Below are 26,789 nucleotides of genomic sequence, written 5' to 3'. Positions count from 1 at the left end.
GGCCATTTGTGTTAAACAAAATATGAGTCTTCACACAAAAGAAAGGTGGTTATCTTATGAAGGAGATCATTTTCATTCAAACTGGAACTGGCATTGACGTTCACGGTCAAAATGTTACGAAAGCAAGTGTGCGTGCTGTTGAAAATGCCATTCATTCTAACTCCATGCCAGGGATTCAACAGGCTTTACCTGACGAGTCTTTGGATAATATGAAAACCCACGTGAAACTAGCTATACCTTGTGACCATGATGAGTTGAACCATAAGAAAATAAAAGAAGCTGTCCCTTATGGAGATGTGGAAATCAAGCTGGTAGATGGCGGTATGCGTACAACCAGCGGAGTAGTCTTAAATGAAGAAGACGATCATAATGACCAAATGTATATCGTAAACGCTTCAATCGAAGTCGGTTATTAATTTAAAGGTCAGGGAGAAGCTCCCTGACCTTTATTGTGTTACGATAATGAAGAAAAGAAAGGTGGAATGAAAATGGATCAAATGATGTTCATCCAAACTGGAATGGGGACCGACGTACATGGACAAAACGTAACGAAAGCTTCCGTGCGCGCTATCAAAAATGCAATACATACGAACTCGATGCCGGGAATCCGTTCAGTTCTTCCAGATCAGTCCCTCGACAACATGAAAATTAACGTGAAGCTCGCCCTTCCGTGTGATCATGAGAAATTAGATTATGAAGAAATCCGGTCGGCCATTCCTTATGGAGAAGTCACTATTAATGTGGTTGATGGTGGGATGTTGACGACGAGTGGAATATTATTAGAAGAAAAAGAAGATAAGAATGATTTGATGTACATCGTAAATGCGGCAATTGAAGTCGGCTATTAAAAGAAGCCTGAGGGATTCCTCAGGCTTCTTTTCGCTTTCATTCATTTATTCACGGTCTTCAGATTCTTCTGCCTCATCCGCACGATCCATATATTGATCATAATGCTCGTTACGCTCGAAATTGACATGATCAGAACCTCTATAACCGTGGATATCCGTTGATACGAATGGCTCAAATGCTTCTGCATATCCAACCCCATCCTGATTATCCATCAGAGATGAACCGTCATATGTCATGCTGCTTTGATTGAAGGAAGCTACTTGTTCATAAGCATTCTGTTCATTGTACGCAGGGTCTTCTGTGTCACGCCCATAATTATTTTCAAGATCTGAAAGAACTTCTTCTTCAATAGGTCGGTCTTTAGATATCTCTTGATTCGATGACATTTCTGCAATTGTCCGTGCTGTAGGTACAGCCCTTAAACGTTCTTCAGAAATCGTTTGACCCGTCTTTTCACAAACACCGTAAGTTCCTTGACTCATTTGTTGCAAAGAATACTCGATATCTGAGAGCTCTTCCTTTAAATGTCCTAATAATGCTATATCTTTTTCTCTTTCATATAGTTCAGTCCCTGAATCTGCAGGATGATTATCGTATTGCGAAAGTTCTCCTGAGGACATATCACTTGCAAATCCACGCTCAAGACCAAAGGCATTATTTTCAATTAAACGTTGTTCTATTTCATATTTACGCTCTTCCAATTGCTTTTTATAATGTGTGTAATCCATTGGTATTCCACCTCTGATTGATTTTCCTTTTTAGTTTGGACTAACCTTCTGGTGATATACACAAAACCACATGCAAAGTAATGGGAAGCAGAAACGCTCAAGTCCCTTTGAGTTCCACTCAGTTAAATAAGTCTTATTATGTAGACTTAAACAATGAACCATAAAAAAAGCAGTTCAGATAGGAGAAATTTCTTGTCTCCCAAACCTGAACTACTTATAAATTTTTTTATTTTCTTAGCGCTTGCAGGAAATCTTCTTTCAAATCCTCGATATCTTCAAGACCGATTGAAACCCGGACGAGGCCATCTGTGATGCCTAGACCTGCTCGCCGCTCCTTAGGTATAGAGGCATGAGTCATCATAGCAGGCACTGAAATCAGACTTTCCACTGCGCCCAGGCTTTCAGCTAATGTAAAGTAACGGACGTTGCGGAGAACCTGGTCTGCTTTTTCTCCACTGCCGACATCGAAACTGATCATACCGCCATTTCCTCGTGCCTGTTTCTGATGGACCTCACTACCTTTGTGCTCTTCAAGGCCGGGGTAGTAAATATTAGACACCTCTGGGAGACTGGTCAAAAATTCCACAAAATTACGTGTGTTTGCTTCAATTTCTTCCATGCGAATCCCCAAAGTCTTTATCCCTCTCATGAGCAGCCAAGAATCTTGGGGGCCTAGAATTCCGCCAGAAGAATTGAGCACAAAATGTACGTCTTCAGCAAGCTGCTCAGAATTGACGACAACAAGACCGGCAACAACATCACTATGTCCACCAAGATATTTCGTTGCACTATGCACCACGATATCTGCCCCTAAATCGATTGGATTCTGCCAGTACGGGGTGCTGAACGTGTTATCCACGATGAAAGTTAAATCGTGTTTCTCAGCAAGCAAAGACACTTCTTTCAAATCCGTGATTTTCAATAATGGATTCGTTGGTGTTTCAACGAAAATGGCCTTCGTCTTCTCGGTGATTGCTTCTTCAATATTTTTCCCATCACTTGTATCAACAAAACTTGCCTCTAAACCAAAGCGGTTGATCACTTTTGAAACAAGTCTGTAAGTCCCGCCATAAACATCGTCGGTGAAGATGACATGATCGCCATGATTGAATGTCATCAAAACAGCAGTGATGGCTGCCATACCAGAACCGAAAGCAAATCCGCGGTGGCCGCCTTCCAGTTCTTTGATTAACTCTTCCAAAGCGAATCGAGTAGGATTTCCGGTCCGTGAATACTCATACCCCCGGTGCTGGCCAACACCGTCTTGGGCATACGTACTTACTTGATATATGGGAACACTGACTGCCCCCGTCTTTTCGTCACCCGTAATTCCACCATGAATCAGCTGTGTTTTTTTCCTCATTTCTTCACTCCTCGTATATTCCTTGACTTAAATAACGTTCACTACTATCTGGAAAAATAGTGACAATCCGCGTTCCTGGTTCCGCTTGTTCCGCTTCTCTTAAAGCTGCTTCAAAAACGGATCCGGATGAACTTGCCACCAGCAACCCTTCATTCATGGCAAGTTCTTTTACACGCCTGAATGCCGCTTCATCTGAAATCGTGTGAATGGCGTCAAAATATTGGCTGTTCATATAAAACGGGAGGAATTCCATACCAATTCCTTCCGTACGATGCGGCCCGGCATTCCCGCCATTCAAAATAGAGCCTTCCGGTTCGACGATGACCGTTTTAATGGCTTCATCCTGCTCTTTCAAATAACGAGCGGCGCCCATGAACGTTCCTCCCGTCCCTGCGCCTGCGATGAAAATATCTATGTCTTCATTTAAATCACTGTAAATCTCCGGTCCGAGCGTTTCATAATAAGCATCAGGGTTTGCTTGATTATTGAACTGGGAGGGACTGAATGAGTCTTTTATTGTATGACAAAGCTCATCAGCTTTATCAATCGCACCTTTCATCCCTTTTTCCGTCGGCGTGTTGACGACTTCTGCACCCAGTGCACGCATCAGGGTTTGTTTTTCCTGACTGAATTTTTCAGGTGTGACGAATATCACACGAAATCCTTTACCTATCGCTGCAAGGGCTATTCCAATCCCGGTGTTCCCTGCTGTTGCTTCGATAATGGTCCCACCTGGTTTCAATACTCTTCTCTGCAGCGCGTCCTCAATCAGTTTTAAACCCAGGCGGTCTTTGATACTACCACCTGGGTTCATGAATTCAAGCTTAGCAAAAATTCTAGCTTGATTCGGGATTGCTGAATGAGTGAGTTCGATCATAGGTGTTTGACCAATCAATGATTGTATATTCTTCACGTAACTCATTACATTCTCATCTCCCGTTTATTGAAAAACTTCCGTCCATTCGTCACGCTGATTCAATAACTCTCTTGCAAGCTCTTTTGCGCCTTCAAGGCTGTGGCTAGCTGCGAAACCACATTGTACTTCATTGCAAGCAGGTACCTCTTTTGCTTCAAGGACGTCTTTCAACGTATTTTCAATGACATTCAAAACGTTATCGTAACTGTCATCATTTAATACAGCCAAATAAAATCCTGTCTGGCATCCCATCGGGCCGATATCGATGATCCGCTCATGATGGTTACGGCTATTTTCCGCCATCAGGTGTTCAAGAGAGTGTAATGCCGGCATGTTCATATGTTCTTGGTTCGGCTGTTTGATCCGAAGGTCATACTTATATATTTTATCACCATGATCTCCTTCAGTAACTCCGACAAGACGTACATAGGGAGCTTTCACTTTCGTGTGATCCAGGTTAAAACTTTCTACATTCATTTTAGGCATGTAATCATTCTCCTTTTTTTGCCTGAATGAGCCAGGCGTATTTGTTCAATTGTTCAAAATTCACCATGAAACCCTGGTTTTTAAACATCTCTTTTAATTCTTCTAGATAGGCATAGTATTCTTCCTGCAAATCTTGAGCTAAATTTAAGAAACCACTCTTTTCAGCGTTTTTAACCAGTGATTGTTTGTGATCTTTATTTTCAAAAAGGGTGTCGATGAAGATGACTTGCCCCTCTTTTTCTAAACGTCCATGAAAACTTTTTATTGCAGCCTCTTTTTCCTCTGTTGTCAGATGATGAAAAGCGAAAGAGCTGACAATTGAACGGATCGGGCTTAGCAGATGAGGGTATTCTAAAAAATTCCCATCATATATGGCAGCTTCCGGACATTTGACTTTGGCGATCCTCCGCATTTCCGACGAAGGCTCGATACCAAGAACGACTTTGTCTTGGTCGACCATCTTCCGTGTCAGATTAGCCGTCCCTACCCCGAATTCCATAACAGGGGATATGGAAAGTTTTGCTAAACGCTCCAACATTTCATCGTACCCTTCAAATACTTCCCGATATTCAGGATCTTTGCCAGCTACTGTATCATCATATGAACTCGCCCATTGGTTAAATAGGTCGACGAATTCGATCCCCATTAGCTTCATCTCTCCTCATTATTTATAATTCCTATCAGTGAACTCGGAATTATACATTTATTAATGTATCATATTTAAGAAGATTGCTCAATGGTATAGGCTTTAGACTTATTTTCCTGATGAATTTTGGATATTTTAACGATTAGGGCATTAAAAAAAGCCCGGAGCGAATGAACTCCGAGCTGATATTCAAGCTACCTTCTTCGTTTATTATATTTCTTCTTAGGCTGCGGCCTCTCGTCATTTTTGCTTTTTCCTGGGGAAAGGTCCTTTACTTTGCGTCTTTCTATTTTTTGATCGATTTTATTCTCGATGACTTGGAGAGCTTGTTTATCTTTAGGAGCAGCAAACGTAATCGCTATGCCTTTGCCTCCCGCTCGTCCTGTACGTCCGATCCGGTGAATATAACTATCTGCATCCTGAGGGATATCATAATTGAACACGTGCGTGATCCCTTCGACGTCAAGTCCTCTTGCTGCTACATCTGTCGCAACTAAATATTGGATTTTTGCGTCACGGAAACGCTGCATCACTTTTTCCCGTTTAGCCTGCGAGAGATCACCGTGAAGCTCATCCACCTCATACCCCTTTGCAACCATAGCATCATTCAACTTTTTAGCACGCCGCTTTGTGCGGCAGAAGATCACGGCTAAGAATGGACGATGTTCGCTCATGATTTGCAAGAGAGTATCCTGTTTTGCCCTGTCTGTTGTTTCATAAAGCAGTTGCTTGATGTTAGACACGGTCACCTTTTCTTCTTTAACCACAATCCGCTTTGGATTTTTGGTGATTTTCTTACCCAGGTTTTGGACTTGTTGAGTAATGGTCGCTGAGAATAACATGGTCTGGCGATCTGGAGAGGTTTGATCCAAAATTTCCTGGACATCAGGAAGAAAGCCCGCCTCCAACATTTGATCCGCTTCATCTAGAACCAGATGACGAACGTGTCCAAGGCTCACAGTCCCGCGACGCAAATGATCCAGCATACGTCCAGGGGTCGCGATGACAATATGTGCTTTGCCGTCCAGCTTGTTTGCTTGCTTGGCGACATCTTGTCCACCATAAACCGCCAACACGTGAGCATTATCCGGTTTCAATTTCGTCACCTCATGCGTGATTTGAAGTGCCAGTTCCCTCGTAGGCGTGATGATGACCCCTTGTACATGCGGGCTCTCTATATTAATATTCTTCAAAATCGGCAATAAAAAGGCGAAGGTCTTTCCTGTTCCGGTTTGTGCCTGTGCGATAACGTCCTGCCCTTCCATTAATGCAGGAATCGATTGCTCCTGGATAGGAGTCGGGGTCACAATTCCTTGATGTTTAAGTTTTTCTGATAAGTGCTGTGGCACTCCTAATTGTTCGAACGGTTTCATATATCGATCACTACTTCCTTTTTAAATACATTAACCCTTATTGTAACTGAAAAAATACATTTATGTGCAGCTCTTTGTATATCCGCTTCTAAACGTTTTTAGAAAATGGCTTCATGCCTCCCTGCCTTCGTCCATATAGTTATAAAAAGGACATCGTAAAGGAGGACATCCATTGAACATAAAAGTAAGAAGTGGTGATACACTTTGGTATTATGCCAACCTCTTCAATATACCATTAAATTTAATTATTGATTCTAACCCGCAAGTCAGTCCTACTTCACTTATGATCGGACAAACGATAAAAATTCCTGGTTATCAAACGAGTTCTTATAAAATACAGTCCGGCGATACATTCTGGAAAATCGCTAGTGAAAGAAGAGTTTCCATCGATACTCTAGCTCTTTTGAATCCTGATCTGAATCCCAGGCAGCTTCAAATTGGCCAACAGGTTCTCATCCCTGTCCAAGTAACGTACCGTGTCGTGAATGGGAACCGGCCATATGACTTCCAAGTACTTATGAATGACATAAATGAATTGAATGAGATCTACCCTTTCGTCCGAAGAGAGACCATCGGCCGGAGTGTGATGGGGAAAGAACTGGTTGAATTACAGATCGGAAGAGGACCCAAAGTGGTGCATTGGAATGGCTCTTTTCATGCAAATGAATGGATCACCTCAGCGGTCATCATGCAATTTCTGAACGATTACCTATTGGCGCTGACGAATAGAGAAAATATCCGTGGTTTAGAAATCAACCCCTTTTACAATCAAGTGACCATCTCTATCGTACCAATGGTCGATCCCGATGGGGTAGACCTCGTAATTAACGGTCCGCCAGAGGGGGAGTTTGGGGAACAAGCTCTAAGAATCAATCAAGGGAACACTGATTTCTCTGATTGGAAAGCCAATATACGCGGGGTCGATTTAAACAATCAGTACCCTGCTAAGTGGGAGGTGGATGCAGCGCGAAAACCGACAGAACCCGCTCCCCGTGACTTCCCTGGATATCAACCACTTACAGAACCAGAAACGGTAGCGATGGCAGAACTTGCAGGAGCACGAAACTTTGAAAAAATGCTCGCTTTCCACACACAGGGTGAAGTGATCTATTGGGGGTATGAAGGGTTAGAACCTCCAAGATCAATGACAATCGTGAATGAATTCGGCCGAGTGAGCGGATATGAACCAATCCGATATGTAGATAGTTTTTCCGGATACAAAGACTGGTTCATTCAGGATTTTCGCAACCCAGGATTCACTGTAGAACTTGGGCGAGGTGTAAATCCATTGCCTCTCAGTCAATATGATGAAATTTATCAGGAAACCATCGGAATCTTTTTGGCGAGCCTATATATGTAAAATCAAAAGCAGAAGTGGCGGAAGATTCCTGCATTGCCAGCCCCACCACTAAGACGACCAAAGCTAATTCGATTCTTATTCAGGCGGCCTGGGACCAGCATTCTGGAATTACAAACTCCATCCATTGGCATCGTATATTCATCAAATGAAAATCCCGAAGCTGGCATATCGCCCCTCCGGGATTTTCATTTATTCAAAGTCTGTACGTTTCATATGTCCTTCGTGATCTTTAACAATCTTGAGAGCTCGTTCATACTCTTCTTCTTTAATAGTAAAGTGTAATACATGGGTCAAGTGTCTTTTATCCGAAAGCGCTCCATCCTGATCGTGTTTAGGAGAAATGACCTCTGTGAAATTGAAGGTCCCTCCTCCGGAATTGGTAGACCCTGCTAAAGGCACGATGGGAGTCAAATCTGTATCTTCAGGAATCGCTTCAACCATTTCCTGATTGACACTCAGCTTTTGCAGATCTGTCTTTGCACTTTCTGCATTGTTTTCTGTTTTAAAATACGCTTGGACGAATTTAGCCATATTCTTCAATCCCTCTCTAAAAAAAGTGGTACTGTTATATTAGCCTTCACAAAGATTTTCAAACATTCCCCCATATTTGGAAGGTCGGTTTCGTTGATTTTGCGTGGATAAATGGGGTCTTGGAAATGGCTCGCTTTCCGCGGGGAAGTTCCCAAACGCCCCTTCTCCCACCCAATGTCTCGGAATCGAGTCTTCCAGTATACTGCACTTTAACGGGATCACATGGACGTTTAAAAGTGCCAAATAAATAAAGAGCACCTCCTTAGGAGAGATGCTCTTTAGCTAATGCAACTTGGTTAAAGACTTGTTTGAACCCTGTTCCACCTTCACTGTTCCTTGCTGCAACCACCTGGTGCGGAGCCAGTTTTTCATAAATATCACCTTCGAAAAGCGCCGAGAATTCTTGATATTCTTCTAAAGTGAGATCAAGTAAATATTTATCATGTTCAATCGCGTAAAGTACAACCTTCCCAATCACCTCATGCGCTTCACGGAACGGCAGCCCTTTGACCGTTAAATAATCGGCAATATCTGTTGCGTTCGAGTAATCTTCTTTGACAGCATTTTTCATCTGGTCACCTTTCACTTCCATGGAGGCAAGCATCGGTGCAAGAAGGGAAAGTGCGCCTTCCAGTGTTTCTACCGTATCGAACATGCCTTCTTTATCCTCTTGCATATCCTTATTGTAAGCAAGTGGGAGTCCTTTCAATAAAGTTAAAAGTCCCATCAGATGACCGTAAATCCTTCCTGTCTTGCCACGAAGAAGTTCGGGAACGTCCGGGTTTTTCTTTTGTGGCATAATACTTGAGCCTGTACAGAAGGCATCATCCAGTTCAATGAATTGGAATTCCTGACTACCCCACAAAATCAATTCTTCAGATAACCGTGAGATGTGTGTAATTAATATAGAAGAAACTGATAAAAACTCAAGTATAAAATCACGATCACTCACCGCATCCAACGAATTAGGATAGGGTTGATCGAACCCTAGCGCATCTGAGGTCATTTGGCGATCGATCGGGTATGGAGTCCCAGCTAAGGCGGCAGCTCCCAATGGGGACCAATTCACACGCTTCAAACTGTCCTGCAAACGTTCTTTGTCACGCTCGAACATCCAAAAGTAAGCAAGCAGGTGATGAGCGAAGGATACAGGCTGAGCCCGTTGCAGGTGGGTATAACCAGGAAGAATCGTTTCTACATGAGTTTCCGCTTGTTCGACCAAGGAGGATTGAACGGCTTCCAATAGTTCAATTAAACCTTTCGTCTTTTCACGTAAATACAAATGCATATCAGTCGCCACTTGATCATTCCTGCTTCTACCTGTATGGAGTTTTCCACCGACACCACCAATTTCATCAATTAAGAGCTTTTCGATATTCATATGAATATCTTCATGTTCCACTGAGAAAGTGACTTCTCCACTTTTCACTTTCTCCTCGATAGTAAGCAACCCATCTTTAATTTGCTTTACTTCATCCACGGTGATGATATCGCAGGACCCAAGCATATCCACATGAGCCATACTTCCTTGGATATCCTGCAGGGCTAATTTTTGATCGAAACTGATGGAAGAAGTGTACTCTTCCACCAGTTTGTTTGTCGGTTTTGTAAAACGACCGCCCCACAATTTACTCATGAGCGCTCACCACTGTTTTATCGAGGAGGCTCTCTCCTTTATGCACATCAGCATGAACTTTCGTTGGCAGACCCCAAAGTTTGATGAATCCGACAGCTGCGTTGTGATCAAAGGCGTCTTCTTTTGAATACGTAGAGAGTTCTTCGTTATATAAGCTGACCGGTGACTTTTTACCGATGACTGTGTGATGTCCTTTGAACAGTTTCACTTTCACTGTACCTGTTACTACTTGCTGTGTGGAATCAACAAAAGCTGAAAGTGCTGGCTGTAAAGGAGAATACCATAGACCATCGTAAATGATTTTCGCAAGCTGCTGATCGACATTGACTTTGTATTGGGAAACCTCTCTCGTTAAAGTCAAAAACTCCAGTTCTTTATGGGCATTGATCAATATCATTGCAGCAGGGTTTTCATACACTTCCCTCGATTTGATACCGACGAGACGATTTTCAGTATGGTCGATTCTGCCGATTCCATGTGTGCCTCCAAGCTCATTCAAATGCTCAATCAATGGAACGAGCTCCATCTTTTCGCCATTCAACCCGACGGGCTTACCTTCCACAAAATCGATTTCTATGGTTTCAGGGGTGTCTGGTGTCTTCTCAATCGGATTCGTCCACGCATAAGCAGCTTCCGGCGCCTCTTTCCACGGATCTTCTAACACCCCTGCTTCACAAGCACGCCCCCATATATTAGCATCGATTGAAAATGGATTTTCCAAATTGACCGGGATAGGAATTCCGTTTTCTTCTGCATAAACGATTTGTTCGTCACGTGTCATTCCCCATTCACGGACCGGTGCAATCACTTCAAGTTCCGGATTCAATGCCTGGATCGATACTTCAAAACGAACCTGATCATTTCCTTTTCCTGTACAACCATGTGCTACAGCCACAGCTCCTTCCTGTTCCGCTACTTCAACAAGAAGTTTAGAAATCAACGGGCGGGACAATGCAGAAGACAAAGGGTATTTCCCTTCATATAGAGCATTCGCTTTTAGTGCAGGTATCAAGTATTCCTCTGCCAACAACTCTTTCGCATTGACCATGATCGCTTTGATCGCTCCTACATCCAGTGCCTTTTGACGAATTGACTCAAGATCTTTTCCTTCTCCGACGTCAAGACCGAGAGCAATCACATCATACCCATACTTTTCTTGAATCCATTTTACTGAAATCGATGTATCTAATCCACCTGAATAAGCTAATACTACTTTTGGTTTTGCCATGTCAAAATTCCTCCTTATTTTTGTCCATTAAAAAAATCCGTCTCCTATTCATGTAAGAGACGGATTTCGTATTTATCATCCGCGGTGCCACTCTCATTGTCTACTGATATAGACCAACTCGAAACTGATAACGGGGGTTCCCGGTCCAGGCTACTCGCGTTCACCGAACTTCTCAGAAGTGCGTTTCCGTATGTATCGACCACCAGGCTTCCACCGACCCCGGCTCGCTTTGGTCTCCTCCATACGTACTCTCTTCATCAATGAATGTATATTTATTATATATTGTTTATAATTATACAAAACTGAGATCATAAGTCAACAGGGATTTCAAAATAATTTTATAGAAACTTAGTTTAAAAGAAAGCCCCCCAAGAATAAGACCCATTTCATGCGTACTTTCTTTTAAAGAAGTCATCAAAAATAAGATTTTATTCTTTGAAACAATCCATCAGGACTTCATTTAAGAACAATCCATCTTCCTTTTTTCTGCCCTTCCATGTTAAACTTGAAAAAGGAAAAAAATAAAGTCTGCTATCAAGCAGGAGAGGTTCTAGCGACACCCTCTATAAAAAACTAAGGATGGAACTGTACCTTGCCTTAGGTACGGTTTTTTGTAGTTTTGGGTGTGCAGAATTCTCTTTTTAATCACAAAGGAGAATTTTTTTATGGAAAAAAACAATAAAGCTGTCGTTGTCTTCAGCGGCGGTCAAGATAGCACGACCTGCCTTTTTTGGGCAATGAAGAAATTCGATGATGTTGAAGTCGTCACTTTCGACTATAACCAACGACATAAGGAAGAGATTGAAGTAGCCAGAGAAATTGCTGGGGAAATGGATGTTCGACATCATGTCCTCGATATGTCGTTATTAAACCAATTGGCTCCTAACGCCTTGACTCGTAATGATATCGAAGTGAAAGACGGTGAAGACGGTGAATTACCTTCCACATTTGTTCCTGGGCGTAACCTTCTTTTCTTATCTTTCGCAACTATCCTGGCAAGACAAATCGGTGCTAAACACGTGGTGACAGGCGTGTGCGAAACAGATTTCAGTGGATACCCGGACTGCCGGGACATTTTCATCAAATCATTGAATGTAACATTGAACTTGTCCATGGAAGATGATTTCGTCGTCCACACCCCTTTGATGTGGCTAGACAAGGCTCAAACATGGGAAATGGCAGATCAGCTGGATGCTTTCAATTATGTCCGGGAAAAGACGCTGACCTGTTACAACGGGATCCGTGGCGATGGTTGCGGCGAATGCCCTGCTTGTCAATTGCGACGAAATGGTCTTGAGACATATGTAGCGCAGAAAGAGGTGAATCAATAATGTATGGTTTTACAATTGTGGAAAACCTACAAAAAATCGATCAGGACATCAAGCGCCAGGAGCTTAAATACCATCAAAAGCGTGTAATGGTCAGCAAAGAATTTTCCTTTGACGCTGCCCACCATCTCCACTGTTATGAAGGTAAATGTAAAAACCTCCATGGGCATACCTACAAAGTGATTTTTGGAATTAGCGGCTTTGTCGACGACATCGGTCTCGTCATCGATTTCGGTGAGATCAAGAAAATTTGGAAAGAACAAATTGAAATCCATCTCGATCATCGATACTTGAACGATACATTGCCAAATATGAACACAACAGCCGAAAATATGGTCGTATGGATTTATGAGAAAATGGAAGAATCACTTGCGGCCGACAAAAAAGATTGCCGAGTGGAGTTTGTTAAATTGTATGAAACCCCTACAAGCTTTGCAGAAGCACGAAGGGAGTGGATGACCCATGAATAAGTTCCCTGTCCTGGAAATTTTCGGACCGACCATTCAAGGAGAAGGGATGGTCGTCGGTAGGAAAACCATGTTTGTCCGCACCGCTGGCTGCGATTACAGCTGCGCTTGGTGCGACTCTGCTTTTACATGGGATGGCAGTGCAAAAGAAGATATCGAACGACTGACTTCTGAAGAAATTGTTTCCCGTTTGATTGAAGAAGGTGGCAGCCAATTTGATCACGTCACGATATCAGGCGGTAATCCAGCATTATTAAAGAACCTTCATGAATTGATTGAACCACTACATGAAGAAGGGATAGAAGTGGCTCTTGAAACACAAGGAAGCCGCTGGCAGGATTGGTTTTTGGACATCGATGACCTGACGATATCACCGAAACCGCCAAGTTCTAAAATGGAGACGAACTGGATGGTACTTGATGATATCCTATTCCGTTTACGCGAAGGAGGCCGTTTACCACATACAAGTTTAAAAGTCGTCATTTTCAATCAAGAAGATTTAGGTTATGCGGAAGATGTTCACCAGCGTTATCCCGAAGTACCCTTTTTCCTTCAAGTCGGAAACGATGATTTAGAAGAGAATGAATCAAGTTCACTGGCGAGTCATTTACTTACTCAGTATGAATGGCTGATCGATCAAGTGGTTGCTTCTTCAAAACTGAACCGGGTCCGTGTCCTTCCTCAGGTACATGCACTTGTATGGGGAAATAAACGCGGGGTATAAGCTGCAATAAGAAGAGGAGCTCTCAGTTACAGAGCCCCTCTTCCTATTTTTTAAAAACCCTCATTGTGTACTTTTTCAATCCTGCCGCTTCACATGGCATTTCATATACTTGCTGCATTCCTAAACCAGTAAAGATCTCTTTGTATTTTCTCGGAAAAACCCTCCAATGATTGTAGTTTTCTGCTTCCACTATAATCAAATAACCAGAAGTTATTCGAACAATCTCGTTGAAGATCCATTCGCTATCAGGATGAATATGTTCAAGCACAGCCATTGTGAACACCAAGTCAAATTGGCCATCTTGAAGTGTAGGGATGAAATCTTCTACAGGAGCATTGTTAAGGTCAGCTTTATCCGCCAGTTTTGGAAAGCTTTTTTTCAATTCTTGCAGCGCTTCTTCACTTATATCAATCCCGGATAGTTGTTCATATCCATGTTCAAAAAGATGATTTAAGTTCCTGCCGACATTACAGCCGATTTCAAGAACTTTAGCATCTTTGTCTACGTACTTCTTCACATGTGGTGTAAGAAATTCACTGCGTTCAACCTTATTTTTGTATCGGTCTGGAAAGCTATTGTTCACCCAGTAATCATGTATTTCATCTTTCGACCTGTGATGATCATTTGTCATTACTATCCCCCTATTTTTCAAACATAGGATAATATATGACCGTTACTATTATATTGTTTCAGCGTTTTGGCAAAGAAATGAAAACGGGCGGATCCCTGATGGATCCGCCCGACCTTTATATTCGCTTCTTTTGATCATAGTGTCCTTTCACGACCACGGCAGCATGGACTGCACCCGGCACATAAAACAACATCGTCAAAATCAAATTCAATAATGCCTTCATCGGCTTTCCTGTGAAAAGGACAGCCAAAGGAGGTAAGAATATCACTAAGATGTATAACATCGATGCTTCACTCCTTTATAGTATCTATTCCTGACTATTCCCTCTTTTCCAAGTTTTATAACTTCATTTGGCGGCGCCGTTGATGCCAAATAGTGATTTCCAGTGCTACAATACAGACGAACAGCCAAGCGAGACCGAATAAAAATCCTGCAGCAATATCTGTGAAGTAATGAACGCCTAAGTAAACACGCGAAAGACCGATCAATAGAATTAACGATCCTAAAGTGATGTTGATCAACCATTTCCATTGTTTTTTTAATGGACTGATAACAAACAAATAGATAATAAATCCATAAAATACAATGGATCCTGTTGAGTGGCCACTCGGGAAGCTGAACCCTGTTCCATCATGCTCCGCAAGCACTTCTGGCCTTTTTCGTTCGAAAGTAATCTTCAACAGCTTTGTCAATGAACTGATACCAATCATGTTGACCATGAAGTATATGGCCACCCAACGGCTGTATGGGGAAAAGAAGAATAAATAGATGAGCACTGCCACTGAAGCAATGGTGAGTACCAGCACTGACCCTAATTCCGTGATCCAGCCCCAAGCAGTATCCAGCCAAGGAGTACTGATCGACTTAACAAAATCAGCAGCCGTGCGATCAATGAAGAATTTTTCCTTTTCCAGTACATCTGCAGCAAGTTCTGTGAAAAAGTAAACCGCCCCTCCTATGATGGCAAAGCCTGCCAATATTAAAATGAGAGAGGCTTTTGAAAGATCACTAATCTTTGTCCCTGAAAATAACATCCGCTTCCTCCTTACCTTGCATAACCGCCGTTAAAGATGGTTCCCCTATTTATAAGTATGTAAAACTATTTCGGACCCCGTTGGACTTTATACCACTTCACCCTCCCACCCAAAACCTATATTCACACCTAATATATACCAAAATACAGAAATATACATGAAGGGCAGCCTCAGATTGATTCATCATACGAAGATTCGATTGGCTGTAAAACGATGAAACACCTATCTTTTCAAGCGGAAAATTCGTAAGGGGTGGATGAACTTTATATTTCCAAGTGGCTTGTTCAGTCCATATAAAAAACACGGTTTTTAAAGAGGTCACTGAAGAACTGCAACTTTTTGAGTTATGCATCAAATAAAGAAGCCAGGTTGGACGATTTCATCGTTCAACCTGGCTTCTTTCAATGTACAAGAAAAAGAATGCTTTTCTTTGTTTTTAAATAAAAAATCACTTTTTTAGATGGGCCGCTGTTGTTTCCACGAGGAGCATTCTGTGGTGACACATGAGGGAACAGCACCACCGACAAACGATTCGTGAGAAACAAAAACAAACATTAACAGCTCCTCTATATTGAGAAGTCTTTTTCAGCGGAATCTTTTTAAACTGGTTTTTTTATCCTACAATCCAGAAGAAGCTTCAAGCTTTCTTTTAAGAACTTCGTTATCAATGCTTTCAAAGAATTTCAATGCATGCTGATTAAATTGAGGGTACTTTTCGATATTACATACATGCCCACATTCTTTTAAAATCAGTAATTCTGCTTCCTTTTCTTTGCGCACGTGTGTGGTAATCCCCTTCAAGAACATATGATCCTCTTCGCCGGATATATACAGTTTGGGGATTCGATTTCCTTGCTTTCTCAATGTTCTGTATATCATATGGGCGTCCTTCACCGTGAATAACCAATTGATATAGGAGCTTTTACCAAGCTTTAGTGCTTCCTTTATGAATACATCCCTTGATTTTTTATGATTCTTCTTTGGTAAGACAATATAGGCGAAGGTCACAAATGGAATCATATAAGGTAATAATGATCGGACTGGGAAGGTCAGTGTGAATTTTCCGAGTGCCTCTCCCCACCACAACCATTTCCCGACAGCGCCTGATAATACCATGGATTTGATCCGTTCGGGAAACTTAGTGGCTATATCCTGCATGACGATCGTCCCCAATGAAACACCAACCAAGTGAGCTTGTCGTACACCCACTTGATCAAGGAGTTCTATCACTTTCTTACTCGTAAACGCCAGGACATTTTCTTCCCCGGTGAAATCCGGTGATTTCCCATGTCCAGGCAGATCGACAAACAGGAGGTTATAATCTTCCTTAAAATGACTGATCTGCCTATTGAAAATGGTATGATTTCCACCAAACCCGTGAAAAAACACAATCCATTCTTTACGTCTATCATTGATATGGGCTTCATAGTTCAAGGGAATCCCTTTTCCCTTCATCATAGTTATCATAGTTGTCTTATTACACCCTTTACATTGACCCTAACGCCCGGAAATGATCGTATTAAGTACCTCTTCATTGAAGTCGAGAGGTAGATTATTACTTTCTTTCAACAATTGCTGGGTGTTTGAATCGTCAAATGTTAATGTCCTGTTCAAATACTGATGGAAGACTTTCATAGGTTCATTGAACTTCGCCTCTTGTTCTGTTAATTCCCCTTCAAAAGATGTAGGCACCAACTCGACCTGGTTGAAGCGAAGGTTATTTTTTAACGTCTCGAACACCATTTGATTCGTCGGCGGATGGGAGTTTGTAATATGATAGATTTCATTCCTTTTCGCATGGTTCAACCCCAGCACTAATACATCCACCACATAATCTACAGGCACCAGATTCTGCGCCGTATCACTGTTGCACAAAAACTTGACCTTCTTGAGTGGTGTATCTTTTTGTCTTTCCATTCGTTTTTGAAGAATTTCAAAGCTTCTCATCACACCATATAAAGCAAACGTTGTTTCAGCTTCTCCTGTTTTTGAGTCTCCTACAATAATGGAGGGGCGGTAAATATTCACATTAAAACTGTCCCTATAGGTATAAACGAGATGTTCGGCCTGACATTTACTTTTTTCATATTCATTCACAAATGATTGTTCCATGGAATGTAATTCTTCTGTGGCATGTACTTGATTGCCTAACGTATAAGCAGTACTTACATGAGAAAAGTTATCCACTTCAATCTCTTTCGCGAGTTCTAACAGTTGTCTTGTACCTTCGACATTCACATGGTAAGTTTTCTCTTTTTCTCCATCATTGAAAGACAGATAAGCCGCCATATGGTAAACGGTATCGATCTTTCCCTTCAATTCTAGTACCTTCTCATCATCCAGGCCTGCTCTGGGTTCTCCAATGTCACCCATGAATAAATATAGCGTTTCCCTTAAATGCTTCGGAACGGAGTCTATTAAATGATTGGCTTTTTCTTCATTTCTAACTATGGCATAAACAGCATGGCCTTCTTGTAGTAAACGCATGGTCAACCTCTTGCCTACAAATCCAGTCACACCGGTTAAAAGTATATTCATGATGTTTTCCCACCCAGATATCTATTTGCTAAAATTTTACACTTGTAAAGACTTTTGCACATAGCAAAATTTTAACACATTTCAAGGATAGAAAGCACCCTTAAGTATGCCTTTCCAAACATAACCAGTGGAAAATCAATTTAAAGTGGGAGGTAGATTATTTTCCCCTTGATTTTTTTTCGTGCTCTATATAAAATAGAAATTGTCCGCAAATCTTATGGGGCATTAGCTCAGCTGGGAGAGCGCTTCGCTGGCAGCGAAGAGGTCATCGGTTCGAGCCCGATATGCTCCACTTCCTAAAAACACCCTTTTTCTGTGGTTTCACGGAAAGGGTGTTTTTTGTGTTCTCTCTATCAAAATACCTGCGAAACTGCTCGTTTTTAGTAACTGACAGTGGAAATGAATTTTCGAATGGTATCTATAACAACTCAACATCAAAAAACCTCCCGGGTATCAATACAGATGCCCGGGAGGTTCCCTTATTCCTTAATTAAGCATTGGAAGTTACTTGATTCGTCTGATTACCGTTCTTCGTCGTCAATAGTGTGGCTACAATTAAGACGATGACAGCCACAGGTACTGCGACTACTACACTGTTAACTTCAAACGGCTGCTGCAGGATGATCTCCCAAGTCAATGTAGCTACTACACCTGCTACCATTGAAGAAACACCGCCGACTGCATTGACACGTTTCCAGAAGAAAACAGCCAGAACTGCAGGCGTCAGCCCTGCGCCGTATACCGTGTAAGCGTACATCTGTACACTTAAGACTGTTGGGAAGTAACTTATGATCAAGAATGCGAATAGACCAAGGGCTACAATGAAGATTCTCGTCATTCCTAATAGCTTTTTATCTGAAGCGTCTTTATTTACATATTTACCATAAAGGTCATAGGTCAAGTTGGTAGCTGCTGATAGCAAATAAGAGTTTCCTGTAGTAATGATGAATGAAGCTGCAGCTGCTAAAAGAATACCACCGACCGCTATAGGCATTGCTACCGTCGTGGCCATCAAAGCCATCCCAGGATCAATGTCCGGGAAGATCGAACGGGAAGCAAAAGCGATAACAGAAATGGATGGCGATATGATGAGCATCGCAATCAACCATCCAAGTTGAGCCCGTTTAGCTGATTTGTTCCCTTTTGATGAGGCAAGACGCTGGTACATGTTTTGGTCACCTAATAATAAGAATAAGGAAGGCATCAAATAACCGATCATTTGGATGGTTGTCAAACCACCCGTAGCACTCATGTGGGATTCTGGGACGTTAGCGACGATTTCGCTCCATCCACCCGCAACAAAAATGATTGTCGGTACAGTGATGATCAATCCACCAACCATTAGAAAACCACTGATCGCGTCCGTTTGAGATACAGAACGAAGACCGCCGATCATCGCAAGGAAAATAATCATTGCGGCACCGATTACTGTACCTGTTTGTACTGTCATACCAGTCGTTAAATTAAGGATGAATCCGAAGCCTTTCATTTGATAAGATACGATTCCTACATAAGCAAGGATGATAATGACACTCGCAATGTTACGGGATGTACGACCATACTTCGCTTCCAGAATTCCGGCTACGGTGAATTTTCCATACTCCCGGATCTTTGGAGCGACAACATAAAGAATGATAATTCCGACTAACGTTGGGAGCATCATCATCAAGGAAGGTAGAATTCCATATGTAAACGCCATTGACGTTTCTCCACCAGAAATACTTCCACTTCCTGTCCAGGTAGCAAGAAGGGTCCCCATCAAAACGAAAGGCCCTAAACTTTTACCGGCTAATACGAAATCTTCACTGCCGGCCACCTTCTTCGACATAAAAATACCAATACCTATCATAATTATTCCATAGATTGCTATAAACCAAAGCAGAGTTGGATCTTGTTGCAATTCCATAACTACTAAATCATCTCCTGATGTTTTTTGTTTGCTGAGTCCTGGGTTTGCTTCCTTGTGAAAACACCGGCCGATGCATTTTCTTTCCCTTTGAACACAACGTTATCTAAATTAACATAGATTATCGAATTGTGAAAATGCTTTTTTCGCCTCTTAAAAGCATCATTTACAAGCGTTTTTCAAGTCTTACATTTTTTCACAATCTTTTATGAAAGCGATAACCGCAACACTTACAAGAATTGCATTACTGTTATGAAATTTCAAATAAATCAATGATTTCCCGACAGAATTTTGTAGTTAAATTAGTTCTTAAGACCTAACTAAAAGAGACGGAAACCTATTAATAGGTTTCCGTCTCTTTCTTAAATTAGTGCCTTCATCCGATTTTCGATTACGTTTTGCAGCAATTGCTTGCCATCATTCGTACCAATCGACTCAGGGTGAAATTGTACACCTTCAATCGGTAAGTATTCATGACGGATGCCCATGATTTCACCTTCAATAGTAGCGGCTGTTACTTCAAAACACTCAGGAAGATCCTTCAACTCCACGATGAGGGAATGATAACGCATCGCTTCCATAGGGTTGTTGATTCCTTCATAGATTCCTCTCCCATCATGAAAGATACGTGAGGACTTTCCGTGCATGAGCTTTTCAGCGCGTACAACATTTCCACCAAAAACTTGTGCAATCGCTTGATGTCCTAAACAAACACCGAATATCGGCTTCTTCTCTTTAAATGTTTCAATTACTTTTAGAGTGATTCCTGTTTCATCTGGCGAACAGGGTCCCGGCGATAAAAATATCAAATCCGGATCAATTTCCTCTATCTCTTCTAATCTCACTTCATCATTTCTCCGCACAATGACTTCTTCCCCTAGCTCCCCCAAATATTGGACGATGTTATAAGTGAAAGAATCATAGTGATCAATCATATAAATCACTCTGCTCCACTCCCCTCTGCTCTACTTTTGAAAAAGCTATTGAACGAGATTGTTCACCCCTTTGGAAAAGTTCCCAAGGGCCTTGTCACCTTCTCCATTCTCAATATGGTTCAGTTCATCTTCTATTAAACGGATGATTTTACTACCGACAATCACACCATCAGCATGTTCACGCACAAGTTTCACATGTTCATTCGTAGAGATTCCAAAGCCGACCGCAACAGGTACAGAGCTATGTTCTTTTACTTTTTCAATGAAGGACAAAGTTTCTGCAGACATCTCCTTACGCTCCCCCGTTACACCCAGAGCTGAAACGCAGTAAAGAAAGCCCTTGGCATGTTCAGCAATCTGTTTGATTCTTCGGTCTGAATTCGGTGCCACGAGAGAAATGAACTCAATGTCTGCCTGCTCCGACTGTTCCCGAATTTCTTCACTCTCTTCATATGGGAGGTCAGGAATTAATAATCCTTCCACACCGTTGTAGTCTAATAACTCGAAAAATTCCTCATGACCGATTTGTAAGACTGGATTATAATACGTGAAAATAACAATAGGAATCTCCACACCGTGTTTTCGCAATTCAGGCACCAACTCGATGGCTTTGCGGAGTGACATTCCCGCATTCAAAGCACGTTTAGCTGCACGTTGGATGGTCGGTCCGTCTGCAAGCGGATCAGAGTAAGGAACACCTAACTCTAAAACATCCGCTCCCTCTGCTTGCAAACGTAAAGCGAACTGGATCGTATATTCAGGAGTCGGGTCGCCAGCCACGATAAAAGGAATGAACAAATTTTTTGTTTTGGTCAGTTTTCCTTGGAAAGGTGTTTTCGTCAACATGTTAAACCTCCTCCTGAAAATGTTCCATCAAGGTCGCCATATCTTTATCACCACGACCCGACAAATTAATCAAAATCGTTTTATCTGCCGACATATTCCCTGCTTCTTTGAATGCTTGAGCAAGGGCGTGGGCACTTTCAATAGCGGGGATGATTCCTTCTTTTTCTGTCAGTAACTTCAATGCATTCAACGCTTCTTCGTCTGTAATTGCTTCATAGCGAACTTTTTTCGTTTTGAACAAATGGGCATGCTCTGGACCTATGCCAGGGTAGTCGAGGCCGGCAGAGATGGAGTAAGGCTCTGTAATTTGACCGTTTTCATCCTGCATTAAATAAGTCATTGAACCGTGGATCACTCCAGGCGTCCCTTTAGACAGGGTTGCTGCATGTTCTGGGGTATCGATTCCTTTACCAGCCGCTTCTACCCCGACCAGTTCACTTCCATCATCTAAGAAAGGGTAAAAAATCCCCATCGCATTACTTCCTCCACCGACACAAGCATATATTCGATCAGGAAGCTCGTTTTCCACTTCTAAAAATTGCTTCCTGGATTCATCACCGATGACACGTTGAAAATCCCGCACCATACGCGGGTATGGGTGGGGGCCGACAACGGAACCAATTAAGTAAAAATGATCTTCACAGTTCGCAACCCAATAGCGGATCGCTTCATTAGTGGCATCTTTGAGCGTCCCATTACCACTTGATACCGATACGACGTCTGCCCCTAATAGTTTCATGCGGAAAACGTTAAGTTCCTGCCTGCGGATATCTTCCTCTCCCATAAACACTTTACACTTCAGTCCGAACTTTGCTGCAACAGTAGCAGAAGCCACTCCATGTTGTCCTGCGCCTGTTTCTGCAATGATTTTCTCTTTACCCATGCGTTTTGCCAGCAAAGCTTGTCCAATGGCGTTGTTCAATTTATGAGCACCTGTATGGTTCAAGTCTTCACGTTTCAAATAAATCTTGGCACCCCCAAGGTGACCACTGAGTTTATCAGCATACGATAATGAGGTAGGGCGTCCAGCGTACTCTTTCAATACATGATGGTATTCTTTTAAGAAGTCAGGGTCGCTCATAGCCTCGTCCAGAGATTCTTCTAACTCTTGTAAAGGCCCCATCAATGTTTCAGGTACATACTTTCCACCGAAATCACCATAACGTCCTTTAAAATCAGGAAATACTTGCAACATTCCGCTCCACCTCTTTCATAATTGCTTGGATTTTACTGATATCTTTCCCATCATTTTCTTCAATGCCACTCGATAGGTCGATGCCTTCCGGTTTATATTTAAGCAGTTCAGCTATGTTTTGCGGTTTGATTCCTCCTGCAATGAGACAAGGTACCCCCTGTTGATAAGCTGCGTCCCTGTACATGGGGACAGCCTCCCAATCGAACCGTACACCTGTACCACCCGACGCCCCTTGTACTTTAGAATCAATGACGTACCCGTCTGCAACACCGCGAAACACTTCCATTTGTTGAATGCCTTCATTTCTGTGATGAATCACTTTCCAGACTGGTAAGCCGAATGCTTCTTTTATTCTTAAAAGCTGCGAGACTGTTTCGTTCCCGTGCAGTTGAATGACATCTAATGAAACAAAGTGGAGTACTTCTTCAACCTCTTCTAATGTCGGATCAATGAATACGCCCACCAGTTTTTGTTTGGGACGGATTTTCTTCACCCAGCGCCTGACATATTCCGGACGCACGTACCGCTTCGTTTTTCTGACAAAAATGAAGCCAAGGTGTGACGCATCTGAGGATGTCGTTTTTGCAACATCGGATAGAGAGTGATTGCCGCATAATTTCACGATGGGTTCTTTCATGATACGTTCACTCCTTCCAACAAAGCCCGTACTGCCTGTTTAATATTCTGCTGCCTCATCAACGACTCCCCGACCAGAATTCCTTCCGCACCATAACCAGCGACTGTCTCTAAATCTTCATGTGTAGAAATGCCACTTTCTGAAACCACCAGAGATTCTTTCGGTGCTAGTTCAGCCATCCGTTCTGTTTGCGACAACTTAGTTTCGAACGTATGAAGATTGCGATTATTGATTCCTAGAATACGGGGAGTGAAATGAGCAAGTATTTTTTCTAATGTCTCCTCACTATGAACCTCGACCAACACTTCCATCCCCAGTTCATAAGCTTGAAGGTACAATTCGTGGAGCTTCTCAGCTTCTAACGCTTCCCCTATAAGTAAAATAGCATCCGCTCCTATATAAGCACTCTCAGCAATTTGAAGCGAGTCGATGATAAAATCTTTTCTCAATACCGGTACATCAACGACTTGTTTGATGTCTGTCAGGTAGTCCCTGTGCCCCTGGAAAAAGTGCTGGTCTGTCAAAACAGAAATGGCCTGAACTCCAGCATGATTATAATCATGAGCAATCCGAACAGGATTGAAATCTTCTCGGATAATTCCTTTAGAAGGCGAGGCTTTCTTCACTTCTGCAATTAACCCAGCTTTATAAGGAGAAGACTTTAAAGAGCTGAAAAGAGAACGATGGGTGAAAGTGTGTTCCTCAGGCAAAAAAAGTCTTTCTATTTCTTGTTTCTTAACTGCTAAGATGGTTTCAAGCATATTGGCGATTCTCCTTCTCCATTATGATGGACTCAAAATAGTCTTTAGCCACTCCTTCACGAATAGCTTTTTCTACTTGGTGGACACCTTCACGAAGGTCAGCTGCTTTCCCTGCTACGTAAAGGCCTGCTGCCGCATTCATAACCACGATTGTATGCGCACTTTCATTCGCCTTCCCATAAAGAACGTCCTTAATGATCTTTGCACTTTGTCCGGTTTCCGTGATTCGGATATCCTCTAAACGTCCGCGGGATAACCCGAATTCTTCAGGACTTACGGTAAATCTAGTAATCTTACCATCTCTCATTTCCACCAAATCGGTTTCACCTGTCATCGTGATTTCATCTAAACCATCTCTTCCTGTTGCTAACAAAACATGAGTAGAACCTAACTTATGAAGGGTTTCGGCCATTTTCTCAGCATATGCTGTATCATAAATCCCAATTAATTGCCGTTTAGCATTGGCCGGATTGGACATCGGCCCCAACAGATTAAAGACTGTACGAAACCCCAGTTCTTGCCTGGCAGGTCCCGCATGCTTCATTGCCTGGTGGTAAAGTGGAGCATACATGAAAGTCATCCCTTTGTCCCTCAAAGCTTTTGCTCCTTCTTCCGGGGTCGTATCAATCGGAATGCCCAGAGATTCCAATACATCGGCACTTCCACTTCTAGAGGAAACTTTCCGATTTCCATGTTTGGCTACCTTTACTCCCATACTCGCTAACACAATGGATACGGCTGTGGATATATTGAAAGTAGAAGCACCGTCGCCCCCTGTACCACATGTATCTACAATCGTCGGGTCTTCGATATCAAGCTTAGTCATATTTTGTCTCATAGCACGGACAAATCCTGTCATTTCTGCAACTGTTTCTCCACGATATCGCATGACACTCAACATACTCATCAACTGGCCGGTAGTCGTTTCACCCTTCATAATCGAATCCATCGTTTCGAAGGCTTCCTGCTCACTAATCATTTCCCCGGATACGACTTTGCTCAGTGTATTTTTCATCTCGTCTCCACTCCTTCTCCGCTCTTCTCAAAAACTTGCTCAGCTAGTTGAATCGTTCTCTTTAGTGCACTTGCTTTATTCAATGTTTCCTGAAACTCTGCTTCTGGATCAGAATCGGCGACAATCCCAGCTCCGGCCTGGATATATAAATCTTTTCCGACAAGTGTCATGGTCCGGATAGTTATACAAGAATCTATATTTCCATCAAATCCTAAATATAAGATCCCTCCACCATAAAGATTCCTTGGCGTAGGTTCAAGCTCTCTCAGAATTTGCATTGCTCTGACTTTCGGCGCTCCGGATAAGGTCCCTGCAGGAAAAGAAGAAATGAGCGCATCAATCGGTGACACCTCTTCTTTCAATACTCCAGTCACTTTACTGATGATATGCATAACCTTCGAAAAACGTCCGATCGTCATATATTCGCTTACATCGACTGTTCCATACTCGGCAACGCGGCCGATATCGTTCCGCGCAAGATCTACTAGCATCCGATGTTCTGCTAATTCTTTTTCATCAGCCAGTAATTCCTCTGCTAGAGCATTGTCTTCCTCGAGAGTCTTTCCTCTTTTCCTTGTCCCTGCTATGGGATGGATTTCAAGTCTCCCGTCTTGAACTTCCAATAAACGTTCGGGAGAGCTACCAATCACTTCCAGATTATTCATTTGCAAAAAGAACATATATGGTGATGGATTGACATTCCTTAACACGCGGTACAATTCAAAACCGCTCCGCTCCGTAACTGTATGGAACCGCTGCGACAACACCGCTTGAAAAATGTCACCTGCACGAATGTACTCTTTGATTTTTTCTACGTCCGCTTTATATTGATCAGGCTCATAATTACTTCCAAATTGTACGGTTTCCTTTTGATTCAAATCGCCAGGGAGCATCAAGTCAGGCAAATCCTTTGAATTCATCAACCTTTTTTGAATATCTTTGATTCGATCATTTGTGCTGTTGAAAACGTCTCTTGAATTTTGGTGTCTGCCCATTCTCGCAAATGAAAGAATGGTCGTCTCTTTCGTTTTATGATGATAAGCAATTAACGTCTGGCAAAATAATAAGTGGTAATTAGCTAAATCCAGTGCATCTTCCGGAGCTCTTGGTACAGGCTCATAATCAGATATCGCATCATAACTGATGTAGCCGACGCCTCCGCCTTTAAATGGTAAGTCCACATCTGCTTGCTTCACTTGCAGGTCTTCGACAACTTTTTGAAAAGCTGCTTCGAAGGATGTCGTTTTTTCGGTAGAATTATAATGGAAATCAGTAATTGAGAACGTCTGATTCTTTTCCTTGATTTCAATCATCGGATCTAAACCAATGAAGGAAAAATTAGACCAGGGCGACTCCGGATCCTGGCTCTCTAACATATAGACCGCTTCATCATTCAGGGCGTGAAACATGTGAATCGGTGTCAATGTATCTGTATAAAAGGATTGAGTAATCGGGATGGTGCGATACGTCTCGGCATCGCTTTTAAATGATTCATAAGTAGTCATGTGCTCACCTCTCCATATAGAATTATGGAGAATGAGACGTTGAGGATTAAAACGAGTGGGTGAAAAATGGGTATAAAAAGGCTAGGCAATCAAACAGCTCCTTCGTCTGATGATCCCTCGCTCACTCTACTCTGCTCATCCTGGTACCTCA

Annotated in this window: 29 protein-coding genes, 1 tRNA gene, 1 riboswitch and 1 other annotated feature; of the genes, 7 read left to right on the top strand and 23 right to left on the bottom strand. The window is 42.3% G+C overall.

The genetic code is table 11. The features are described 5' to 3' along the window. Window positions 1-56: 56 nt before the first annotated feature. Window positions 57-416, top strand: a complete 360-nt coding sequence (locus ACTWPX_RS09225) for a Lin0512 family protein (RefSeq protein WP_443119473.1) — start codon at window positions 57-59, stop codon at window positions 414-416. 72 nt (window positions 417-488) lie between these two features. After that, window positions 489-848 (top strand): Lin0512 family protein, encoded by a 360-nt coding sequence (locus tag ACTWPX_RS09220; RefSeq protein WP_443119472.1) that lies wholly within the window; start codon window positions 489-491, stop codon window positions 846-848. 45 nt (window positions 849-893) lie between these two features. Here the strand turns inward: ACTWPX_RS09220 and ACTWPX_RS09215 are convergent, their stop codons facing one another. The 6 genes from ACTWPX_RS09215 to ACTWPX_RS09190 all read right to left on the bottom strand — a co-directional run bounded on the left by ACTWPX_RS09215 (window position 894) and on the right by ACTWPX_RS09190 (window position 6,361). Further along, window positions 894-1,577, bottom strand: a complete 684-nt coding sequence (locus ACTWPX_RS09215; protein ID WP_443119471.1) for a TraR/DksA C4-type zinc finger protein — start codon at window positions 1,575-1,577, stop codon at window positions 894-896. Window positions 1,578-1,803: 226 nt separating this feature from the next. Beyond that, a complete protein-coding gene (locus tag ACTWPX_RS09210; protein ID WP_443119470.1) occupies window positions 1,804-2,940 on the bottom strand; it encodes a bifunctional cystathionine gamma-lyase/homocysteine desulfhydrase in 1,137 nt (378 codons plus the stop codon). A 4-nt stretch (window positions 2,941-2,944) separates the two neighbouring features. Then, window positions 2,945-3,862, bottom strand: a complete 918-nt coding sequence (locus tag ACTWPX_RS09205; RefSeq protein ID WP_443119469.1) for a PLP-dependent cysteine synthase family protein — start codon at window positions 3,860-3,862, stop codon at window positions 2,945-2,947. Between the two features lie 18 nt (window positions 3,863-3,880). Next, window positions 3,881-4,342 (bottom strand): S-ribosylhomocysteine lyase, encoded by a 462-nt coding sequence (locus ACTWPX_RS09200; RefSeq protein WP_443119468.1) that lies wholly within the window; start codon window positions 4,340-4,342, stop codon window positions 3,881-3,883. 4 nt (window positions 4,343-4,346) lie between these two features. Then, window positions 4,347-4,988 carry a class I SAM-dependent DNA methyltransferase gene (locus ACTWPX_RS09195; RefSeq protein WP_443119467.1) on the bottom strand — a complete coding sequence of 214 codons (642 nt, stop codon included), beginning with the start codon at window positions 4,986-4,988 and terminating at the stop codon, window positions 4,347-4,349. 194 nt (window positions 4,989-5,182) lie between these two features. Beyond that, window positions 5,183-6,361, bottom strand: a complete 1,179-nt coding sequence (locus tag ACTWPX_RS09190) for a DEAD/DEAH box helicase (protein ID WP_443119466.1) — start codon at window positions 6,359-6,361, stop codon at window positions 5,183-5,185. 172 nt (window positions 6,362-6,533) lie between these two features. On the opposite strand from ACTWPX_RS09190, the gene ACTWPX_RS09185 reads away from it, so the two are divergent. After that, a complete protein-coding gene (locus tag ACTWPX_RS09185) occupies window positions 6,534-7,721 on the top strand; it encodes a M14 family metallopeptidase (RefSeq protein ID WP_443119465.1) in 1,188 nt (395 codons plus the stop codon). Window positions 7,722-7,723: 2 nt separating this feature from the next. Here the strand turns inward: ACTWPX_RS09185 and ACTWPX_RS09180 are convergent, their stop codons facing one another. The 4 genes from ACTWPX_RS09180 to ACTWPX_RS09165 all read right to left on the bottom strand — a co-directional run bounded on the left by ACTWPX_RS09180 (window position 7,724) and on the right by ACTWPX_RS09165 (window position 11,116). Continuing rightward, a complete protein-coding gene (locus ACTWPX_RS09180; protein WP_443119464.1) occupies window positions 7,724-7,888 on the bottom strand; it encodes a hypothetical protein in 165 nt (54 codons plus the stop codon). Between the two features lie 22 nt (window positions 7,889-7,910). Further along, complete coding sequence (locus ACTWPX_RS09175; protein WP_443119463.1) at window positions 7,911-8,252, bottom strand: hypothetical protein; 342 nt, start codon at window positions 8,250-8,252, stop codon at window positions 7,911-7,913. A gap of 262 nt (window positions 8,253-8,514) precedes the next feature. Beyond that, on the bottom strand, window positions 8,515-9,888 hold the full coding sequence (gene argH, locus ACTWPX_RS09170; protein ID WP_443119462.1) for an argininosuccinate lyase: 1,374 nt from the start codon (window positions 9,886-9,888) through the stop codon (window positions 8,515-8,517). Then, on the bottom strand, window positions 9,881-11,116 hold the full coding sequence (locus ACTWPX_RS09165) for an argininosuccinate synthase (RefSeq protein ID WP_128523992.1): 1,236 nt from the start codon (window positions 11,114-11,116) through the stop codon (window positions 9,881-9,883). Before ACTWPX_RS09165 ends, argH begins: the two co-directional genes overlap by 8 nt. Window positions 11,117-11,168: 52 nt before the next feature. Beyond that, window positions 11,169-11,386 (bottom strand) — a binding site (T-box leader). Window positions 11,387-11,654: 268 nt separating this feature from the next. Then, window positions 11,655-11,699: riboswitch (PreQ1 riboswitch) on the top strand. 82 nt (window positions 11,700-11,781) lie between these two features. Here ACTWPX_RS09165 and queC point away from each other — a divergent pair. The 3 genes from queC to queE are packed head-to-tail and all read left to right on the top strand — an operon-like array spanning window position 11,782 to window position 13,635. Continuing rightward, window positions 11,782-12,447, top strand: coding sequence for a 7-cyano-7-deazaguanine synthase QueC (queC, locus tag ACTWPX_RS09160; RefSeq protein ID WP_443119461.1), 666 nt, complete (start codon window positions 11,782-11,784; stop codon window positions 12,445-12,447). Next, the gene (gene queD / locus ACTWPX_RS09155; protein ID WP_443119460.1) at window positions 12,447-12,914 is read left to right on the top strand and encodes a 6-carboxytetrahydropterin synthase QueD; all 468 of its coding nucleotides are present in this window, start codon (window positions 12,447-12,449) and stop codon (window positions 12,912-12,914) included. The genes queC and queD overlap by 1 nt, the downstream gene beginning before the upstream one ends. Beyond that, window positions 12,907-13,635 (top strand): 7-carboxy-7-deazaguanine synthase QueE, encoded by a 729-nt coding sequence (gene queE / locus ACTWPX_RS09150; RefSeq protein WP_443119459.1) that lies wholly within the window; start codon window positions 12,907-12,909, stop codon window positions 13,633-13,635. The genes queD and queE overlap by 8 nt, the downstream gene beginning before the upstream one ends. A 43-nt stretch (window positions 13,636-13,678) precedes the next feature. Here queE and ACTWPX_RS09145 read toward each other — a convergent pair whose 3' ends face one another. From ACTWPX_RS09145 to ACTWPX_RS09125, 5 genes are all read right to left on the bottom strand, one after another. Next, complete coding sequence (locus ACTWPX_RS09145) at window positions 13,679-14,266, bottom strand: class I SAM-dependent methyltransferase (RefSeq protein ID WP_443119458.1); 588 nt, start codon at window positions 14,264-14,266, stop codon at window positions 13,679-13,681. Between the two features lie 115 nt (window positions 14,267-14,381). Continuing rightward, window positions 14,382-14,549 carry a YqaE/Pmp3 family membrane protein gene (locus ACTWPX_RS09140; protein ID WP_128524000.1) on the bottom strand — a complete coding sequence of 56 codons (168 nt, stop codon included), beginning with the start codon at window positions 14,547-14,549 and terminating at the stop codon, window positions 14,382-14,384. A 55-nt stretch (window positions 14,550-14,604) separates the two neighbouring features. After that, the gene (locus ACTWPX_RS09135; RefSeq protein ID WP_443119457.1) at window positions 14,605-15,300 is read right to left on the bottom strand and encodes a phosphatase PAP2 family protein; all 696 of its coding nucleotides are present in this window, start codon (window positions 15,298-15,300) and stop codon (window positions 14,605-14,607) included. A 618-nt stretch (window positions 15,301-15,918) separates the two neighbouring features. Beyond that, on the bottom strand, window positions 15,919-16,767 hold the full coding sequence (locus ACTWPX_RS09130) for an alpha/beta fold hydrolase (RefSeq protein ID WP_443119456.1): 849 nt from the start codon (window positions 16,765-16,767) through the stop codon (window positions 15,919-15,921). 30 nt (window positions 16,768-16,797) lie between these two features. Continuing rightward, window positions 16,798-17,838, bottom strand: a complete 1,041-nt coding sequence (locus ACTWPX_RS09125; RefSeq protein WP_443119455.1) for an SDR family NAD(P)-dependent oxidoreductase — start codon at window positions 17,836-17,838, stop codon at window positions 16,798-16,800. Window positions 17,839-18,057: 219 nt separating this feature from the next. Here ACTWPX_RS09125 and ACTWPX_RS09120 point away from each other — a divergent pair. Continuing rightward, window positions 18,058-18,130, top strand: a tRNA-Ala gene (locus ACTWPX_RS09120). A gap of 198 nt (window positions 18,131-18,328) precedes the next feature. On the opposite strand, the gene ACTWPX_RS09115 is transcribed toward ACTWPX_RS09120, so the two are convergent. The 8 genes from ACTWPX_RS09115 to trpE form a co-directional block, all read right to left on the bottom strand. Then, window positions 18,329-19,744 (bottom strand): sodium:solute symporter family protein, encoded by a 1,416-nt coding sequence (locus ACTWPX_RS09115; RefSeq protein ID WP_443119454.1) that lies wholly within the window; start codon window positions 19,742-19,744, stop codon window positions 18,329-18,331. A gap of 362 nt (window positions 19,745-20,106) precedes the next feature. Then, window positions 20,107-20,688, bottom strand: a complete 582-nt coding sequence (locus ACTWPX_RS09110; RefSeq protein ID WP_443119453.1) for an anthranilate synthase component II — start codon at window positions 20,686-20,688, stop codon at window positions 20,107-20,109. Window positions 20,689-20,724: 36 nt separating this feature from the next. Next, on the bottom strand, window positions 20,725-21,525 hold the full coding sequence (gene trpA, locus ACTWPX_RS09105) for a tryptophan synthase subunit alpha (protein WP_443119452.1): 801 nt from the start codon (window positions 21,523-21,525) through the stop codon (window positions 20,725-20,727). A gap of 1 nt (window position 21,526) precedes the next feature. Continuing rightward, a complete protein-coding gene (trpB, locus tag ACTWPX_RS09100; RefSeq protein WP_443119524.1) occupies window positions 21,527-22,717 on the bottom strand; it encodes a tryptophan synthase subunit beta in 1,191 nt (396 codons plus the stop codon). After that, on the bottom strand, window positions 22,701-23,357 hold the full coding sequence (locus tag ACTWPX_RS09095; protein ID WP_443119451.1) for a phosphoribosylanthranilate isomerase: 657 nt from the start codon (window positions 23,355-23,357) through the stop codon (window positions 22,701-22,703). Before ACTWPX_RS09095 ends, trpB begins: the two co-directional genes overlap by 17 nt. Beyond that, window positions 23,354-24,118 (bottom strand): indole-3-glycerol phosphate synthase TrpC, encoded by a 765-nt coding sequence (trpC, locus tag ACTWPX_RS09090; protein WP_443119450.1) that lies wholly within the window; start codon window positions 24,116-24,118, stop codon window positions 23,354-23,356. Before trpC ends, ACTWPX_RS09095 begins: the two co-directional genes overlap by 4 nt. Further along, entirely contained in the window at window positions 24,111-25,133 is a 1,023-nt protein-coding gene (gene trpD, locus ACTWPX_RS09085; RefSeq protein ID WP_443119449.1) for an anthranilate phosphoribosyltransferase, read from the bottom strand. The genes trpC and trpD overlap by 8 nt, the downstream gene beginning before the upstream one ends. Beyond that, window positions 25,130-26,638, bottom strand: coding sequence for an anthranilate synthase component I (trpE, locus tag ACTWPX_RS09080; protein WP_443119448.1), 1,509 nt, complete (start codon window positions 26,636-26,638; stop codon window positions 25,130-25,132). Before trpE ends, trpD begins: the two co-directional genes overlap by 4 nt. Window positions 26,639-26,789 lie beyond the last annotated feature (151 nt).

Origin of the sequence: Halobacillus sp. H74, from assembly GCF_052246715.1 — a bacterium.
Lineage (GTDB): Bacteria > Bacillota > Bacilli > Bacillales > Halobacillaceae > Halobacillus > Halobacillus litoralis_A.
This window is presented reverse-complemented; position numbering and strand designations above follow the sequence as displayed.

Excerpts from the sequence above, each read along its gene's own strand:
- ACTWPX_RS09225 (WP_443119473.1), top strand. The coding sequence starts at position 57 with ATGAAGGAGATCATTTTCATTCAAACTGGAACTGGCATTGACGTTCAC.
- ACTWPX_RS09220 (WP_443119472.1), top strand. The coding sequence starts at position 489 with ATGGATCAAATGATGTTCATCCAAACTGGAATGGGGACCGACGTACAT.
- ACTWPX_RS09215 (WP_443119471.1), bottom strand. The coding sequence starts at position 1,577 with ATGGATTACACACATTATAAAAAGCAATTGGAAGAGCGTAAATATGAA.
- ACTWPX_RS09210 (WP_443119470.1), bottom strand. The coding sequence starts at position 2,940 with ATGAGGAAAAAAACACAGCTGATTCATGGTGGAATTACGGGTGACGAA.
- ACTWPX_RS09205 (WP_443119469.1), bottom strand. The coding sequence starts at position 3,862 with ATGAGTTACGTGAAGAATATACAATCATTGATTGGTCAAACACCTATG.
- ACTWPX_RS09200 (WP_443119468.1), bottom strand. The coding sequence starts at position 4,342 with ATGCCTAAAATGAATGTAGAAAGTTTTAACCTGGATCACACGAAAGTG.
- ACTWPX_RS09195 (WP_443119467.1), bottom strand. The coding sequence starts at position 4,988 with ATGGGGATCGAATTCGTCGACCTATTTAACCAATGGGCGAGTTCATAT.
- ACTWPX_RS09190 (WP_443119466.1), bottom strand. The coding sequence starts at position 6,361 with ATGAAACCGTTCGAACAATTAGGAGTGCCACAGCACTTATCAGAAAAA.
- ACTWPX_RS09180 (WP_443119464.1), bottom strand. The coding sequence starts at position 7,888 with ATGCCAGCTTCGGGATTTTCATTTGATGAATATACGATGCCAATGGAT.
- ACTWPX_RS09175 (WP_443119463.1), bottom strand. The coding sequence starts at position 8,252 with ATGGCTAAATTCGTCCAAGCGTATTTTAAAACAGAAAACAATGCAGAA.
- argH (WP_443119462.1), bottom strand. The coding sequence starts at position 9,888 with ATGAGTAAATTGTGGGGCGGTCGTTTTACAAAACCGACAAACAAACTG.
- ACTWPX_RS09165 (WP_128523992.1), bottom strand. The coding sequence starts at position 11,116 with ATGGCAAAACCAAAAGTAGTATTAGCTTATTCAGGTGGATTAGATACA.
- queC (WP_443119461.1), top strand. The coding sequence starts at position 11,782 with ATGGAAAAAAACAATAAAGCTGTCGTTGTCTTCAGCGGCGGTCAAGAT.
- queD (WP_443119460.1), top strand. The coding sequence starts at position 12,447 with ATGTATGGTTTTACAATTGTGGAAAACCTACAAAAAATCGATCAGGAC.
- queE (WP_443119459.1), top strand. The coding sequence starts at position 12,907 with ATGAATAAGTTCCCTGTCCTGGAAATTTTCGGACCGACCATTCAAGGA.
- ACTWPX_RS09145 (WP_443119458.1), bottom strand. The coding sequence starts at position 14,266 with ATGACAAATGATCATCACAGGTCGAAAGATGAAATACATGATTACTGG.
- ACTWPX_RS09140 (WP_128524000.1), bottom strand. The coding sequence starts at position 14,549 with ATGTTATACATCTTAGTGATATTCTTACCTCCTTTGGCTGTCCTTTTC.
- ACTWPX_RS09135 (WP_443119457.1), bottom strand. The coding sequence starts at position 15,300 with ATGTTATTTTCAGGGACAAAGATTAGTGATCTTTCAAAAGCCTCTCTC.
- ACTWPX_RS09130 (WP_443119456.1), bottom strand. The coding sequence starts at position 16,767 with ATGATAACTATGATGAAGGGAAAAGGGATTCCCTTGAACTATGAAGCC.
- ACTWPX_RS09125 (WP_443119455.1), bottom strand. The coding sequence starts at position 17,838 with ATGAATATACTTTTAACCGGTGTGACTGGATTTGTAGGCAAGAGGTTG.
- ACTWPX_RS09115 (WP_443119454.1), bottom strand. The coding sequence starts at position 19,744 with ATGGAATTGCAACAAGATCCAACTCTGCTTTGGTTTATAGCAATCTAT.
- trpA (WP_443119452.1), bottom strand. The coding sequence starts at position 21,525 with ATGTTGACGAAAACACCTTTCCAAGGAAAACTGACCAAAACAAAAAAT.
- ACTWPX_RS09095 (WP_443119451.1), bottom strand. The coding sequence starts at position 23,357 with ATGAAAGAACCCATCGTGAAATTATGCGGCAATCACTCTCTATCCGAT.
- trpC (WP_443119450.1), bottom strand. The coding sequence starts at position 24,118 with ATGCTTGAAACCATCTTAGCAGTTAAGAAACAAGAAATAGAAAGACTT.
- trpD (WP_443119449.1), bottom strand. The coding sequence starts at position 25,133 with ATGAAAAATACACTGAGCAAAGTCGTATCCGGGGAAATGATTAGTGAG.
- trpE (WP_443119448.1), bottom strand. The coding sequence starts at position 26,638 with ATGACTACTTATGAATCATTTAAAAGCGATGCCGAGACGTATCGCACC.